12 protein-coding genes are annotated in these 16,975 nt (G+C 42.1%); 6 read left to right on the top strand and 6 right to left on the bottom strand.

From position 1 onward, the window contains the following. Window positions 1-35: 35 nt before the first annotated feature. The gene (locus tag NRF22_RS06695; protein WP_263779814.1) at window positions 36-1,250 is read right to left on the bottom strand and encodes an extracellular solute-binding protein; all 1,215 of its coding nucleotides are present in this window, start codon (window positions 1,248-1,250) and stop codon (window positions 36-38) included. 207 nt (window positions 1,251-1,457) lie between these two features. Between NRF22_RS06695 and NRF22_RS06690 the strand changes: the two genes are divergently transcribed. From NRF22_RS06690 to pulA, 4 genes are read left to right on the top strand one after another with little or no spacing between them, the layout of a single operon-like run. Next, window positions 1,458-2,567: an ABC transporter ATP-binding protein gene (locus NRF22_RS06690; RefSeq protein ID WP_263779813.1), complete on the top strand. Its 1,110-nt coding sequence runs from the start codon at window positions 1,458-1,460 to the stop codon at window positions 2,565-2,567. After that, window positions 2,567-4,372, top strand: a complete 1,806-nt coding sequence (locus NRF22_RS06685) for a glycoside hydrolase family 13 protein (RefSeq protein WP_263779812.1) — start codon at window positions 2,567-2,569, stop codon at window positions 4,370-4,372. The genes NRF22_RS06690 and NRF22_RS06685 overlap by 1 nt, the downstream gene beginning before the upstream one ends. Further along, entirely contained in the window at window positions 4,369-6,042 is a 1,674-nt protein-coding gene (locus NRF22_RS06680) for a glycoside hydrolase family 13 protein (protein ID WP_263779811.1), read from the top strand. Before NRF22_RS06685 ends, NRF22_RS06680 begins: the two co-directional genes overlap by 4 nt. Next, window positions 6,039-7,946 (top strand): type I pullulanase, encoded by a 1,908-nt coding sequence (gene pulA / locus NRF22_RS06675; RefSeq protein WP_263779810.1) that lies wholly within the window; start codon window positions 6,039-6,041, stop codon window positions 7,944-7,946. The genes NRF22_RS06680 and pulA overlap by 4 nt, the downstream gene beginning before the upstream one ends. A gap of 27 nt (window positions 7,947-7,973) precedes the next feature. On the opposite strand, the gene yihA is transcribed toward pulA, so the two are convergent. The 4 genes from yihA to NRF22_RS06655 all read right to left on the bottom strand — a co-directional run bounded on the left by yihA (window position 7,974) and on the right by NRF22_RS06655 (window position 12,151). Then, window positions 7,974-8,567, bottom strand: coding sequence for a ribosome biogenesis GTP-binding protein YihA/YsxC (gene yihA / locus NRF22_RS06670; RefSeq protein ID WP_263779809.1), 594 nt, complete (start codon window positions 8,565-8,567; stop codon window positions 7,974-7,976). 64 nt (window positions 8,568-8,631) lie between these two features. After that, complete coding sequence (locus NRF22_RS06665) at window positions 8,632-9,966, bottom strand: Nramp family divalent metal transporter (RefSeq protein ID WP_007745365.1); 1,335 nt, start codon at window positions 9,964-9,966, stop codon at window positions 8,632-8,634. A gap of 140 nt (window positions 9,967-10,106) precedes the next feature. Then, complete coding sequence (locus tag NRF22_RS06660; protein WP_263779808.1) at window positions 10,107-11,288, bottom strand: NADH-dependent oxidoreductase; 1,182 nt, start codon at window positions 11,286-11,288, stop codon at window positions 10,107-10,109. 218 nt (window positions 11,289-11,506) lie between these two features. After that, window positions 11,507-12,151, bottom strand: a complete 645-nt coding sequence (locus NRF22_RS06655; protein ID WP_007745363.1) for an NAD(P)H-binding protein — start codon at window positions 12,149-12,151, stop codon at window positions 11,507-11,509. A 361-nt stretch (window positions 12,152-12,512) separates the two neighbouring features. Between NRF22_RS06655 and NRF22_RS06650 the strand changes: the two genes are divergently transcribed. Next, a complete protein-coding gene (locus NRF22_RS06650; RefSeq protein ID WP_263779807.1) occupies window positions 12,513-13,901 on the top strand; it encodes an amino acid permease in 1,389 nt (462 codons plus the stop codon). A gap of 139 nt (window positions 13,902-14,040) precedes the next feature. On the opposite strand, the gene NRF22_RS06645 is transcribed toward NRF22_RS06650, so the two are convergent. Beyond that, window positions 14,041-15,663, bottom strand: a complete 1,623-nt coding sequence (locus NRF22_RS06645; RefSeq protein WP_263779806.1) for an ATP-binding cassette domain-containing protein — start codon at window positions 15,661-15,663, stop codon at window positions 14,041-14,043. Window positions 15,664-15,964: 301 nt separating this feature from the next. Here NRF22_RS06645 and NRF22_RS06640 point away from each other — a divergent pair, with 301 nt between their 5' ends. Continuing rightward, the gene (locus NRF22_RS06640) at window positions 15,965-16,972 is read left to right on the top strand and encodes an ABC transporter transmembrane domain-containing protein (protein WP_263779805.1); all 1,008 of its coding nucleotides are present in this window, start codon (window positions 15,965-15,967) and stop codon (window positions 16,970-16,972) included. Window positions 16,973-16,975: the final 3 nt, after the last annotated feature.

Raw genomic sequence — 16,975 nt, 5'->3', positions numbered from 1 at the left:
GCAGCCGTAGGCGCGGCTACTTAATTGCAATTAAATTACTTACTGTTAGACTTGGCAATCTGCTTATCAAACGCTTGGAGTTTGGGAAGCATTTGACTTTGAGAGATCTTGCCTTTCCAAGTGTCGTTAAAAATAGCATCCATCGGTGTCCAGAAATTATTAATTTCAGGAATCTTAGGCATTGGTGTTGCCCCTTTGGACATCTGCGTTACAGCTTTGGACAGTGCATCCTTTTTGACAGCTGCCGAATTCTGAACCGCTTTAGCGGATGGCACGTAACCGATACTATTGAAGATCTTTTTTTGAACAGCATTAGATGTCAAATATGATGCCAGCTTAGCGGCTTGTGCCGGATGCTTGGTTGACTTATTGACAATAAACAATTTGACTCCCAGAAAGGCCTGCAGCTGTTTATTCTTCCCACCAATAGAAATAGTTGGATACTTAGCAACGGCATAATTATTTTTCAAAGCTTTTTGAGCATCTATTTTTGACCAAGGGCCGGACAAGAAAGCATCCACTTTGCCAGAAGACAAGTCCTGCAAAGCGCCAGCATTGTCTTGAACGACACCTGGGTTATTTTTTTGCGCCTGAATCCATTTCAGAACCTGCGTGCCCTTGGTATTACCAAAGTTTGTGCCTTTTGCATTTTCACCGTTTTTACCGAACAACACATCACCATTAGTGAAGAACAAAGGTGTCCAAACGTAATTAGCGCCCGCTTCACCAAAGTTAACTGCTAATTTTCCTTTCTTGGTAATGCCAGACCAAGTTTTGACATCGGAAGCAGATAACTTGCTCTTGTTATAATAAAGAACTTGTGTCTCGACGCCATAAGGATATCCGAACATCTTACCCTTATAGGTTGCACCTTTAACAGCACCAGGGACATCTATTTTTTTAACTTGTTTTGAATATGTTGGAGATACCCGCAATACTAAGCCTTGTGAAACCAGAGTCCCTAATTGATCATGCGGCAGCATAGCAACATCACCAGCTGTCGTAGAATCTTTTTGCATATATTTAGTTGTATCGACCGATCCGACTTTTTGAAACTTGACCGAGATATTTGGATTGTTTTTTTCAAATTGCTTGACGACCGATTTATATGCATTGTTATCGGCCCAAAGTTTAATAGTTACTTTTTTGCTGGCAGCGTTTGCTGGAATTGAAGCAAATCCCGCGAAAATACCAGAAGCAAGAACCACGGCTGATGAAGCTGCAGCAATTTGGTGTACTCTCTTATTCATAATTTTTCTCCAAAAAAACTAATAGGCATTTCAAATGCCTAAATAAATCATAACTGTAAGCGCTTTCAGTTGCAAGCGCTTTGCAAGTTTTGTAAAGCAAAAAGACTTGAAATCATCAAATGCTGACTTTTTTAGCACAGTTGCAGATCGAAATACTTGTATAAGTAAGCGCTTTCATATAAACTATCAAATGAGGAGTATTGGAAGATGCCGGAAATTAAACTCGAACACATAGCAAAAATCTATCCAGGCCAAAGTACTGCGACGATCAGTGATTACAACCTAGAAATCCATGATAAGGAATTTATTGTTTTCGTCGGCCCATCAGGATCCGGAAAATCCACAGTACTGCGAATGATTGCCGGGCTTAATTCAATCTCGCGCGGAAATCTTTATTTTGATGGCCAAAGGATGAATGATATTCCGCCAAAAGATCGAGGAATCGCGATGGTTTTTCAGGACTATGCGCTTTATCCGCATTTAACTGTTTACGAAAACATTGCTTTCCCTTTGCGAATCGCCAAAATTCATTCAGCGGAATTAGATCAGCGCGTGAAACAAACGGCGAATATCTTAGGATTGGATGATTTCCTGGATCGAAAACCAGCTGATCTATCAGGCGGCCAAAGACAACGTGTCGCGATTGCTGGCGCGATTGTACGCGGATCCAAAATTCTATTGATGGACGAACCGCTCTCAAATCTAGACGCTAAATTGCGAGTGCAGGCCCGCTCAAACATTTCCGACTTGCACAAAAAGATCGGTTCAACAACGATCTATGTGACTCACGATCAGACAGAGGCAATGACTTTAGCAGATCGGATCGTCTTAATTGATCACGGCAATATCCAACAGGTGGCTAGTCCCGAAGACATGTACAACTATCCTGCCAATTTATTCGTGGCGACATTTATCGGCAGCCCAGAAATGAATGTCTTTAAAGTAATTTATGATAACGGAACCATCGATAATGGGCAAGGGATTAAATTCAAATTACCAAAGGGTATTTCTAAGCAGCTAGATGCAGCTGGTTATGACAAAAAGGATATTTTTTTCGGAATCCGGCCAGAAGATATACACGCTGAAGATATTGCCTTACAGGCATATAAGGAAGCTGTTTTTACAGCTCAAATCGAACTTTCGGAATTATTAGGCGAAACAGCTTTGCTGCATGTCAATAGCCAGAAAAGTAAAAATATTGTTGTAAAAGTGAACCAACGCGATAACGCCAAAGTTGGAGAGACTATCACTTTAGCTATGAATCTTAATAAGGCACATTTTTTTGATGGGCAGGGAAATCACAAGAGGATTATTTAATGAACACAGCAGCTGTTTACCACAGGGCAGATTCAGAATACGCTTTTTTATATGGTGATCGAGACCATCTGAGATTACGATTACGCACCGCAGCTGGTGATGTTAAAAAAGTGTCGCTCCTATATGGCAATTTTGTTGAAGGCTCATACACACACTGGTACGATGGCGATGGCAGTGCCATGCAGAAGTACCTGTCGTCTGATTATTTTGATTATTGGACAGCCACCATTGAAGAGCCAATCGGACATTTACCGGCATACGGTTTTCTAGTGGAAGATTTTTCAGACAATCAATATTTATATGGTGATCGCGGATTGGTTATTGACAGTCCTAGTGCCCGCTCAGATGTTGCCACGAATTATTTTCGCCTGCCTTATATGCATGAAATCGACCGAGTCATAAGTCCCGAATGGGTCAAAAAAACGATTTGGTACCAAATATTTCCGGATCGTTTTTCTGATGGCAATCCTAATAATAACCCCAGGAAAACAAAGAACTGGAACGACAATCGCCCCGGAAGCCAGGATTTCTATGGTGGCGATTTGCAAGGAATCATCGATCACTTGGACGATTTAGCTGATCTGGGTATCAATGGTATCTATTTGACACCCATCTTTAAATCCCCTAGCAACCACAAATATAATACCAGCGATTATCTGGAAATAGACCCAACTTTTGGTGACAAGAATGTTTTCAAAAAATTAATAGATGCCGTTCACGCCCATGGCATGAAAATTATGCTGGATGCCGTTTTTAATCATGGTGGGGAAGAAAGTGCACAGTGGCAAGATGTTTTGCGAAACGGTCAAAAGTCGATTTTTGCTGATTGGTTTGTGCTCCACGATTTTCCTATCCATTTCCATGAGACTGAACTTGCTTACCGGCCTGATAAAAATTATGAAAGTTTTGCATTTACCAAGGATATGCCTAAATGGAATACCGCTAATCCCGAAGTTCAGGATTACCTGATCGGTGCAGCCGCATATTGGACCAAAGAATTTCAAATTGATGCCTGGCGTTTAGACGTGGCAAACGAAGTTGACCATCATTTTTGGCGTCAATTCCGTAGCAAAATCAAATCCATTAATCCTGAAGTGTTCATCGTAGGTGAAATTTGGCATAGCGCTGGTCCCTGGCTGAACGGTGATCAAATGGATTCAGTCATGAATTATGGTCTAACGTCTGATGTTAACCATTATTTTGTAGATCAAGATATTACCGCCAGCCAATTAGTTTCTCAATATAATGACCGCTTGATGAAATATCGCGACCAAACGAACGAGGCGATGTTGAACCTGTTGGATTCGCATGACACGATGCGTATCAAGACACGTGCTAAGGGCAACATGAATCTGGTCAAATCTGCCTTTGCCTTTCTTTTCCTGCAACCCGGTACACCGGATATTTATTACGGCAGCGAGTACGGCATGGCCGGCAAAGAAGATCCCGATTGTCGTCGGCCAATGGTCTGGGACAAACAGCAGCAAGATCTGAATATGTACGATTTTATGAAACGGCTGATTGCGCTGCGCCATGATAACTGGCAAATTTTGTCTGAGGGAAAAATCTTTTGGGACAAAGTTCCTGCTGAAAATCGTTTCCTTGCTTTTGGGCGTTTATTAGGAAAGGAAAAAATCAACAGTTTCTTCAATGGCAGCCAAAAAACTTGGTCCATAGAAACTCATGATCTCACAATCTCCGAATCAAACGTTTTGATCGGCAATCGTTACCAGATCAGGTCGGACAAGCAGCTTGAAATTCTCTCAGAGGGATTTGTAATCATGAAAGCAGATCATACTAAATGACAAGCGAACAATCACGCACTTGGTGGAAAAACGCTATTGGGTATCAAATTTATCCAATGAGTTTTCAAGATTCTAATAATGACGGTGTCGGTGACCTACACGGTATTATCGACCGGATTGATTACATCAAAAAACTTGGTGTTGATTTAGTATGGTTAAATCCAATATACAAGTCTCCCAAAGTTGATAATGGATACGATATTTCCGACTTCACATCAATTGATCCTGTATTTGGCAGCCTATCAGACTTCAAAGAATTGTTAGCCAAACTCCATAAGAACAATATTCATTTAATCATGGATCTGGTTATCAACCACACCTCCGACCAGCATCAATGGTTTCAAGAGGCTCTCAAATCCAAAGACAACCCTTATCATGACTATTATCTTTGGCAGGATGGTTCAGCCGATCAAGTACCTAATGATTGGCATAATTGGGACGGCCAGTCGGAATGGACTTTTGTACCAGCGCTAAAACAATGGTATTTCCACATTTTTAATCCCAAAATGCCGGATTTGAATTGGCAGAATCCAAAACTGAGAAATGAGATTATATCTGCTATTAAATGGTGGCTTGATCTAGGCATTGATGGTTTTCGTTTGGATGCCATTTCGCACCTCAAAAAAATGCCCTTCAGCAAATCCATGTCCAGCATGAGCAAAGAAAACGGCGGCGATCCCTGGCGTGTACATACGAATGTAGCCGGCCTGGAAGAATACCTGCAATTATTAAAAAATCTCTTTCAACAATATCCAATTTTTACAGTTGGCGAAGCTAATGGCGTGAGTTCTTCTCAAGCGCAATTGTGGACTGGCAGTAACGGCTATTTTAATTCCATCTTTCAACTAGAACAAAATTCGCACGATGGCATTGATTCAAAAGGCCGCAGCAAAGGAAATTTTCAAGTTTTTAAGAAAACAGTCTTTCATTGGCAAAACGCATTGCGCCTATACGGTTGGGGAAGCCCCTATCTTTCCAATCACGATACACCGCGTGCTTTACAGAATTGGGGAGATGATAAAAGTGCGAAATCCGGCAAGGCCTTAGCGACAATTTTATTGTCACTGCAGGGCACACCTTTTATCTATTTCGGAGACGAAATCGGAATTCCGAGTTTTCCATTTAAAAATATGCAGGAAATCAACGATCCCGAAGCTCAAATGCGTTTTAAATCCGAACTCGCAGAAGGAAAGGATGAACAGGCAATCTTCGCCGATTTGCGATTATGGAACCGTGATCAAAGCCGTACGCCTTTCCAATGGGATAACGCCAAAAATGCCGGTTTCACGACTGCCAGGCCTTGGATAAAGACCAATCCCAGTTATACAAAAATCAACGCAACTCTCCAAGACCAAGAGGAGGATTCACTCTTAAATTATTATCGCCGCATGGTTCGCTTGCGACATGATCAGAGTGCTTTGCACACAGGGGAGTTTACAGCAGTCGAAGCTGAAGACCCGCAAGTCATGGCGTTCGTACGAAAATCAGAAAAACAAATGGCTTTCATTTTCGCTAATTTAACTGATACGCCAGCACTTTTTGAGCTTCCTGAATCTCTACTCTGCGGTTCTTGGCGATTACTAATCAGCAATTTTCCAAATGCTCGCCTCAGCCAGCAGATCAGTCTCCAGCCTTATGATGCTGCAATTTTTATAAAGGATCTCAAATGACAACAGAAGTATCCCTATTCTCAGAAATTCAATCAGAAGCATTCGATAACAAATTTAAATACAAAGGCAGTGATTTGGGTGCACATTACACAGCTGCCGGCACTAGCTTTAAATTATGGGCTCCAACTGCCCTTAAAGTAGATTTAATCGTCTACGGGAATGCTAAACAGCCAATGCTCGATGGCACTGTTTATCATATGCAACGCGGATCAGACAAACAACGAGGCATTTTTATACTTTATCTGGCAGGCGACCACGACAAGATGATCTATAATTTTCGCTTATTTTTCAAAAATGGCCGCATAGCAGAGAGCCGGGACCCTTACGCTTTTGCAGTGACAGCTAATGGCGACCGTTCTGTCGTTATCAATCAATCCAAAAGTTATCCGGCTGATTTTCATGTCAGCCATTTTAAACGAGTCAACCGAGCTGTTGATGCCATGATTTATGAACTTCATATTCGTGACTTTACGATCAGCCCCAGCTCTGGAATCGACCAGCAGTTTCGAGGAAAATATTTAGGGGCTGTTCAGACTGGCAGTACAAATCCAACTTCTTCTAAAGCAACTGGACTCGACTATCTTAAGCAGATTGGTATTAACTATGTACAGATACAACCTTTTTTTGATTTTGCAACTGTCGACGAAAATAATCCATCAACAACATATAACTGGGGCTATGATCCTAAAAACTATAACGTTCCAGAAGGCTCTTACGCCAGCGATCCCAATGATCCTTACTGCAGACTGATCGAAACAAAGGAAATGATTCAAGGTTTCCACGACCAAGGTATTGGTGTGATTATGGATGTTGTCTACAATCACGTTTTCCTAGTTGATCAATCAAGCCTTGACGCGACAGTACCGGGTTATTATTTCCGGCATAATCCTGATGGCAGCCTCTCAAACGGCAGCGGCATCAACAACGATACCGCTTCAGAACGTGCCATGTTCCAAAAATTTATGATTGACAGCGTGCGTTATTGGGTTAAAAATTTTGGCGTTGATGGTTTTCGTTTTGATTTAATGGGTATCCACGATGTTGATACCATGACCAAAATCCGTCATGCTATGGATGAAATTGATCCAAAAATATTATTGTACGGCGAAGGATGGAACATGAACACAGCTCTTCCCGAAAAGCTTAGAGCCACTCAACAAAATGCCGATGTCCTGCCCGGAATTGCTTTCTTCTCTGATCAAATGCGTGATGCTGTAAAGGGTGATGGCGATTCCCAAGAGGGCGGCTTTGTTAACGGTCCTTACCAGCCCTTAGTCGAACAACAACTCAAAAAATCCATTCTTGGGCATGCAAGCAATGGCAGTTATCAAAACGCCGCGCAGCTGATTCAATATGTCGAAGTTCATGATAATTTGACTTTAAACGACAAATTATCTTTAACGAATCCGCAGGATGATCCCTACCATCATTATCTGAGAGATACACTCGCTACCGCCATTATTTATTTATCAGAGGGCATTCCGTTAATCGCTGCCGGACAGGAATTCTTACGATCCAAACATGGCAACGCTAATTCTTACAATGCACCAGATATTGTTAATGCCATTAATTGGGATCTGTTGTCAAAACAGCACAAATCAATTGAACTTCTGACACAGCTGATCAATTTTAGAAAGTCCACGACTCAGCTGCGCTTAAGCCGCTACGATGAAATTGATCGACATGTGAAGTTTCGGGATAGCGGCACAAAATCTTTGATTGTTTATACCTTGGATCATGATTTTCTGATTGCTCTAAATGCATCGGGTCAAAAAATAGATTTAAAAACAAAAATCAGTTATGTAAATTTCAATCAAGCCAAACTTCTCTTGACTAACGATTATCAAGAGAACGGCTCAAAAGCCGAAATCAATGATTTGACAATACAAGTTTGGAAATTATAAGCTGCGATCGTAGGAACTCAGCCTGCCTCAGACAACGCCACTTTGTTTCTGAATCCAGTCCCAGATTTCCTGGCTGCCGAATTTTTCAACCGCTGAAAACAAGGCTAGTGAACTGGATTGGGGCTGAAAATTCAGGCTTTTTTTAATGCGGGATTCGACTGCGTTGTGTTTGCCGCGAGCCACTTTATCGGCTTTTGTCGCAACCACTAAAATCGGCACTTGATAGTAGGCCAGCCAATTGTACATGAGTTTATCGTCTTCAGTTGGTTCCATCCGAGCATCCATCAAGCTGACCACCCCACGCAATTGTTTACGGCTGCTGAGATAAGCCTCGACCATCTGGCCGAATTGTTCGCGCTGCGTCTTGCTGACTTTGGCATAACCGTAGCCGGGAACATCGACAAAATACAGTTTTTCGTCCAAATTATAAAAATTCAAAGTCTGTGTCTTACCGGGCTGGCTGCTGGTATGCGCCAAGCCATTACGCTGCAGCAAAGTGTTGATTAAAGTTGATTTGCCAACATTGGACCGGCCGACAAAAGCGACCTCTGGTAACTGACCGTCTGGGTACTGTTTTGGGGCAACGGCCGAAATGATTAATTTAGGATTAATAATCTTCATAGAATTAGTTTCACACATTTTTTAATGAAAAACCGCAAAGTCACCTTCGGAAATGTGTTTCCGATTAAAAAATCTGAAATACCAAGTAAACATTCAATATAATCAGAACGATCGTCGCAATCGTGGCTGCCCATTTGACCCAAGCGCTATTTTTGAAAGAACCCATCAATTTTTCATCGTTCGTGTAGATAACTAATGGGACGACCGCAAAAGGCAGGGCGATGCTCAAAAAAACTTGTGAAAAGGTCAGCAGTTCTTCTAAACGTGCTTCGCTGCCGCGATAAATAATCGCAAAAATCAAGACCGGTGTTACCGAGAATAAACGTGTCAGCAAGCGTTGAGCCCACAATGGCATCCGTAAATGGATAAAACCTTCCATAATGATCTGTCCGGCCAAGGTACCTGTTATTGTCGAACTTTGTCCGGAAGCCAATAAGGCAATCGCAAAAAGCATGCTCAATACCGGGCTGGCAATCGCACCAACAATCTGACTATTATTCAAGGCATTAAACAAATCGACAAAGCGGCCGACATCACTATTTGTACCGTAAAAAAGTGCCGCACCCAAGACTAGCAGCAAGCTGTTCACAATAAAAGCAATTGTCAGCTGCAGATTGGAATCGATGGTTGTAAAACGAATGGCTTTAGCAACAGATTTTTTGTCTTCGCGGTCAATGGCACGCGTCTGAGAAATAGAAGAACCAAGATACAAATCATGCGGCATAATCGTCGCACCGACAATACCTAATGCCAAATAAAGCATGGGCGTGTTTGTCACGATCTGTTCTGTTGGTAAATAACCTTGAATTACTTTGGCGATATTCGGCTGGGATAAGAAAACCTCATAAGCAAAGACCAGCAGTACCACGGTGATCAGCGTGACAATAATGGCTTCAATTTTTCGAAAACCTAATTTGGTCAGAACCAGCAGCAGCAAAACATCAGCAGCGGTAATCAGAATTCCGATGATGATCGGGATATTAAATAACAAGCGTAAAGCAATACCGGACCCAATAATTTCGGCAATATCGGTCGCCATGATAGCCAATTCTGTAATCACCCACAGAATAAAGCCGACTTTTTTTGATGTCCGATCCCGTGTCAGCTGAGCGAGGTCTTTGCCGGTCACGATGCCGAGTTTGGCGGCCATTGATTGTAAAAGCATTGCAATCAAGCTGGACAAAAGAATCACAGATAACAATACATACTCGAATTGTGCACCGCCCGCAATAGACGTGATCCAGTTTCCAGGATCCATATATCCCACTGCAATCAGGGCACCGGGGCCTGTATAAGCCAGCAAGGTACGGAAAAAACTAGCGTTCTGAGGTACTTTGATACTGCCGTTTATTTCATCCAAACTCTTTTGCCCGGATGTATTTTTATTAGCATTTTTCATGTTGTACCTACTTTCAAGAACGTCAATTAGTCTCTAAACTAATTATGACAAACTACGGCCCATTACAGGCACAAAAAAAGACAAGCCTTGTCTAGGGCGTTGTCTTTAATCAAAAACTTATAGCAGCTAAATACTTGTTTTTAATCCAATCCTGGGAGCGGAATACCCTTACGATAGGAAACGCTGCGTGTCGAACCATCGGTATCAGCATAATTGTCAACGAAACCATCAGGCAGTTTAACATCCTTTAAGTGCTGAATGGTAGTCGTTCGAACGATCTCATCTTCACGATTTTCTTTGATCTTAAGAACAAATTCCGGGTCAATCAGCATTTCACGGCCAACATAGACACCGGATTGGCCTTTCTCGTCATCAACGGCATCCATGGCCTGGTCAGCAGTGAAAATATTTGTGCCGACATAGACTGGTACGTTACCGGCTAGTTCGCGGAAAATAGTAGCGAATCTTTTCGTATGTCCAACTGGAACAGCGTTGTAATCTAGGCGTTTGGCATTATTGTAGCCAGCAGCCAAATTCAACGACAGATTCAAATAATCAATCCCGATCTTAAAGACTTCTTTCATTTGGGCAATCATATCGTCCACATCATATCCAACTGAATCGCCATGACGCTCTTCAGGACTGATACGCCAGCCGATGATAAAATCAGGTTTACCAGCTTCAGCAACAGCCTCTTTCAGACTTTTCAATACGGCTAATGGAAAAGCCATTCGTTTTTCCAATGAGCCGCCCCACTTATCAGTCCTGCGATTTGAATAGGTAGAGAAGAACTGCTGCAGCAAATCGTGGTTGCAGTTATGGATTTCAATCCCATCAAATCCAGCTTCGATCGCGCGCCTTGTCGCATTCTTATAATCATCCAGCACCTGCTCAATGTCGGCTTGACTCATTTCATCAAAGTCATAATGAACCCAAGGAAAATCGACCTTGCTTGGCGCATAGACACGATTCCCATATTTTTGCGAGCCCATCGCATCTCGGCCTGCATGAGAAAACTGCAAAATAGCTTTGGCTCCGCCAGCCTTCATCGCAGCTGCCAGTTTAGTCAAACCGGGAATGTCATCATCGTGAGCTGCACTTAATTGACCCTGAATCTGGATCCCAGAATCATTCACATAAGCATAGCCCGTATCGGCCACGCCGACGTTTGCTGCGCGAATCCGCAGATATTCAACCTGCTGATCAGTTACCTTGCCGCCATTAGAAGAATCGTCACACATGGGTGCCAGCATAAATCGGTTTTGAACTGCCGTGCCATTGCCTAATGTGATTTTTTCGAAAAGTTTATCGTATTTACTCAATTATAAAAATCTCCATGATAGACCAGCATAGCGACGTCAGGAATTTTTGTCAATCAATATTAGGGCATAAATTTTTCAAAAAAACATTCAAAATTTCATGTTTTTTTACAAATATTTTATATTATTTATTTGATAGTGAAAAATATATTTTAATTGTATTGTCAAACAGAATTTAATTTTTTTCACAAGTGAAAAAATGTTCAATTAGTTTTTGATAGTTAATAAACCGGACGGGTCTGTCCTTGCGTGGCCGGATCAGCAATGCCAACACTATCGTTTTTCAAAAAGTCCGGATCAGCAATTATTCGCAAAACAACGTCTGCAATGCTTTTCCGTGATCCAGAAACACCCAGATACTGTTCGTCTTTATGCGTAATTTCGTATTTGACTTCACGATCGTTTAGCCAAGGCAGACGCAATGTCGTATAGGCGAGACCTGACTGCTCCATGATCTGATCGGATCTAAGTGCTGATGCCAGCCCGCTGCCAATAGCGCTCTTATTCCATCTACCGTATGCGCCAGGCACTTCATCATAAATACCGAGCACATTCGCATAAATTAAGCGTTGAACACCAGCCGCTTTCATGGCATCAACGACATTCTGTGTTTGATGATTATCAGGTGTATGGTCAACAACACCGACGAAAACAATATCTTGGCCAGCAATCGCCTGTTTGACATCAGCCGGATTGTCCAAACTGCCCGTGATCGAAGTGACTCGCGAATTACTGGCTAAACGACTTTTTTGGCGTGCAAATAATGTTAAATGAACATCAGAGAACTGACTGCCATTTAAAAGACCTTCTTCGACTAATTGTGAAATTTGGCCATTGGCGGCCATGATGAGAACATTTTTTGTCATTTTTAATACCTCCGTTATATTTATTCAAATTTGTATGAGACAGACACACAGCTGATTGTTGCTAGCAGCAGCACTGGCACATTTTTTTCGTCGCCAGCTTAATATAGCCGCCTTTCTCTCAGCGATACATAGTGTAATACTTGGAGTGTACTTCAAGTCAAATCCATTATTCAGCTATGTGTGGCTACTTTTTATTTCCTATAACAGAACACGACATCGCCCATCATATAAAAAGAAACAAAATATGTTAGCTAAGCTTACATAATAATGAATGAACGTGTCATTTGATCATACAACCTAGCTTAAATAAAAGTTATCTAAGTTGGTGGACTTACTTATCTTTTATTTTAGGAGGACCATGATGAAATCGAAAATTGTTAAGAACCCAGATGGCACACGGCGTGCATTGAGCAATCGCCATGTGCAGATGATCGCTATAGGCGGCACGATTGGAACAGGATTGTTTTTGGGATCCGGCAGCACGATTAGTAAAACGGGGCCATCGGTACTATTGGTGTACGTGATTCTCGGTCTGTTTTTCTTCCTAATGATGCGAGCCATTGGAGAAATGTTTTATTCCGACCCATCTCAACATACTTTTGTGTCTTTTATATCACGCTATTTAGGCCCAACAGCCGGCCACTTCACAGGCTGGACTTACTGGATTGGCTTAGTCTTTGTTTGTATGGCAGAATTAACAGCGACTGCCAGTTATGTCAAATACTGGTTCCCTAATATACCTTCCTGGATCGTGGAACTGGTTTTTCTAGGCGTCTTGGCATCTGTCAATTTAATCGCTGCACGTCTCTTCGGTGAAGCGGAATTTTGGTTTGCCATGATCAAAATCATCGCCATTCTGGCAATGATCGTCACAGGTATCTTCATGATGACCAGTCATGCAGCGACACCGCTCGGCCACGCATCACTATCAAATATTTTTCAAAATTATACTTTGTTTCCCCGCGGCGGATTTAATTTTATTTCTGCTTTTCCCATGGTGTTCTTCGCCTTTCAAGGTATTGAATTTGTTAGTATCACGATTGGCGAGGCTAAAACACCCCACGCAGTTATCAAAAAAGCGGTCAACGAGACACTACTCCGAATCCTGCTCTTTTATATAGGCGCTTTGATCGTCATTATGGGTATTATTCCATGGACATCTCTCTCCCCTACCAGCAGTCCATTTGTCCAAGTGTTCAGACTAGCAGGATTCCCGGCAGCAGCAGCGACAATTAATTTTGTTGTTTTAACATCGGCTGCTTCATCCTTAAATAGCTGCATCTTCTCGGCTGGCCGTCACTTCTATCAATTAGCAACTGAAGTGCCGGAAAATTCTTGGATGTATCAGACATTCGCGAAGATTTCTAAGAACGGCGTCCCCGCTGCGGCTATTATCCTATCTGCAGCTTTGGTCTTGATCACACCCTTGATGAGTTTAACGACCACAATTGACTCAGTCTTCACAATTGTCACTGGTATCTCTAGCGACATGTACATCATTGTCTACACACTGACGATGCTGGCACACAGAAAATACCGCGAATCTCAAGACTTCCTGCCAAACGGCTTCTTGATGCCTGCCTATCATCTGACCAGTCCATTGACAATCGCATTTTTCGGGATTATTTTCATTAGTTTGTTCTTCGTCCCGCAGGATATGATTGGAGCTGTAGGTGCAGTTATTTGGACACTCGTGTTTGGCGGCTTGGAATACCTGAGGCAAAAGAGATTGGAGCCATTAAATGTCTAATTGAATCTTTCTCAGATACTCGATAAACTTCTATAATAGTAAATCCACTGTTGATTAGCAGTGGATTTTTTGTGGCACCGATCTATTGAAAGAGCTGATTTCCCCAAAAGAAAAGACCCGCTACTTGCGGGCCTCCTAATTAATTTGTCTTCAGATAAACATGATGATCTTGAAGAGTATAAACATGGTCAAACCGCTTAGATGTTTCCGCTCTCAAGTGATGTGTCACCATTAATAGCGTGATTCTAGGGTTACTAATCAAGCTGCCTTCGATTTTGTCAGCCGTTTCCCGATCCAAGGCCGAAGTCCCTTCATCGACAAGAAAAATGGATCGGCCAGAAACCAGGCCGCGAGCTAAAACAATCCGTTGTTTCTGCCCACCTGAGAGGTCAGCGCCATCATGAGATAATTGTGTGTCTAAACCATCGGGCAGCTGGTCAATCAAAGGCTGCAGGCCGGCCTCTTCAACGGTATGCTTTAAAAGATCATCCCCGATTGCTTGACCCATCGTGATATTATTGGCCAAGCTGTCATTAAAAATATAAGGATCCTGATCCAGATAATAAATTTGTTCACGAATCGACGCTGAGTTTAGATTCTGATAATTATCGTGATCAAATAATAGGCCGCCTTGATAATTCGTCAGCTTTGTGTTCAGCAAATTCAGCAGCGTTGATTTACCAGCACCGCTGGGTCCGATGAGCACATTTTTATGACCTTTTTCTAAAACAAGATTAGCCTGCTTGAGAATGGGCTGATTTTTATAAGAAAAACTAACATCTTTTAATTGGATGCTTTGCTGCAGGGCGGCCGGCCTACTAGACTGCTGTTGCTGGATAGGCAGCTGTCTGAATTTGTCAAAGATCGGCCTGGTTGCTTTCATGGCAATCAATGTTTGGCTATTGCCAGTAATGCCGGAAAACACGCTGCCAGCAAAATTTTCCGTGGCGACAATTGAACCAATTGGGATTAATTTCAAAAAGACCAAAATGCCCGTTTGAATCACAACAATCAGCTGACTGGCCACACTAATGCCGTTCACCGAAGCCGACATCGTGCCGTAGATTTTTGCATAGTGATTATTTTTTTCGGCTAAATGATCAGAAGCTGTCAAGACCTTGGCAACAATTCTGCGCGTGAGGTTCATCATATATAAAGGATTAAAGCCTTCTAATGTGTCGGTTAGCTGGTCAGTTAATTTTTCTGATCCTTGTGTCATTTCTAAAGAAGTCCGGTCCAGTCTCTTTTTGAAAACATTGGGGGCCAGCAAAGTCGCCACCGACAGCATTGCCACAGTCACAATAAAAGAGTAGTGATAAAAGAGCAGGGCTGCCGCACCAAAAACAATATTAGCCGTGTTATCAACAAGATCGTAAAAATTATTAAAACCATTTTGATTAATCGTATTGATATCATTGGTCATCCAAGAGGTGTAAACAGCGTCGTTTCTAGCATGATAATCTTGATAACTGCTTTGCGAAATGCGTTTGGCAATATCACGACGGATGGCCGTATCCATGCGCTGGATAATTTTAGAAGAATAGTAATCCTGAATGTAGAGGCTGAAACAGTAAAAAGTATAAGCGGCTATTTCCAACAGCATCCAGATCAGAAAAGATTGCAAATGCAGATGGGCCAAGGCTGTTAAAGCGTTAGCCGAAGCCAGACCTGCCAACATGAGAACAAAATCTCGGAGAATCAGAAACACAGACAAAAAACCGTTCTGTTTGGAGAACTCACGTAAATACTGAGTTAAATTCATGAGTGTTACCCACCTTATTGTTATTTAATTTAGAAAATAGTTTTCTTAAAGAAATAACAAACTTGCTGGTGTGTGAACCAAAAACTTAAACATGTTCCGTCCTTTGCCAAATACTATTGGGGCTATTTTCTCATAAGCAACAGCGACTTTCAATCCGATCAATTGAAGTAGTACTGTAATTTGAAATTACTCGCTTCAATCATCTACGCTTGTGTTAATATTATGAACAATTATCCTGGTATATATATATATATATATATCATAATGCTAAATAATTAAAAGAAATGTGAGGAATGACATCATGAGAAAATATTTAAAAGAACAATGGGCTGGTACACTATTTTGTGTTTTCCTAATTGCCTTGATGTCCAGCAGCAAAGTAGCAGCTGCCTTAATCAATACCTATCTATTAAACAGCTTGATCAGTTTCCAACGAAACCGATTTCTGCTGTTGGCAGGCCTGGCGATCTTGACCTGGGTGATTTTCGCTTTTTTGATCTATGTCGTGTATAGTCTGCGGGCAAGACTGGTACAAAAGATGAGCCTGTCTTTGCGGCATGATATCAGCCAGCAAATTTCTGGTCTGCCATACAGCCGTTTTCATGCCAAAAATTCAGACGATTACTCATCTTGGCTGATGAACGACGTGACAATGATCGAAAACGGCGGTTTTAGTGTTTTCTTCGATATTATTTCTGTTTCTCTGGATGCCATCTTCTCAATCATCGCCCTGCTGTCTTTCCATTGGTCACTGGTGGTCTTAACATTGCTGCTGTCGGTCGTCACTATTTTTGCCCCACAATTGATGCAGAAAAAATTGAAGAAAGCCAGTGTCGAGACCTCACAGGCCAATGAAAACTTTGCCGCTTCTGTCAATGATATGCTGCATGGTTTTGACACATTGTTTGCTTATAATCTGACACAACGAATTATCAATCACGTCGATAAAAGCGGCCGGCTGCTGCAGGCTAAAAAAGTTCAACTGGGACGTACACAAGCAGCTGCCACGTCAATTGGTGTCTTGGCAAACGCCGGTAGTCAACTGATTACAATTGCCTGGACTGGTGCCTTAGCACTAGCACGTCTGACGCCGATCGGATCAATTCTATCAACCGGCGCCTTAGCCTCAAACGTCTTTAACGGCTTAGCTAACTTAGGTCCGACGCTGACTTCTGTCAAATCCCTGAATCCCTTGTTTGCTAAATATCATCTGGGTGTCGATACCAGCCTCAATACCAGCAATCAAAGCACTAAGCCCCTAGCAGACGCCACTCAATCTGACAAATCTGAGCTATCGCTATCAGGATAAAAT

The organism is Oenococcus kitaharae (genome assembly GCF_025758695.1).
Lineage (GTDB): Bacteria > Bacillota > Bacilli > Lactobacillales > Lactobacillaceae > Oenococcus > Oenococcus kitaharae_A.
This window is presented reverse-complemented; position numbering and strand designations above follow the sequence as displayed.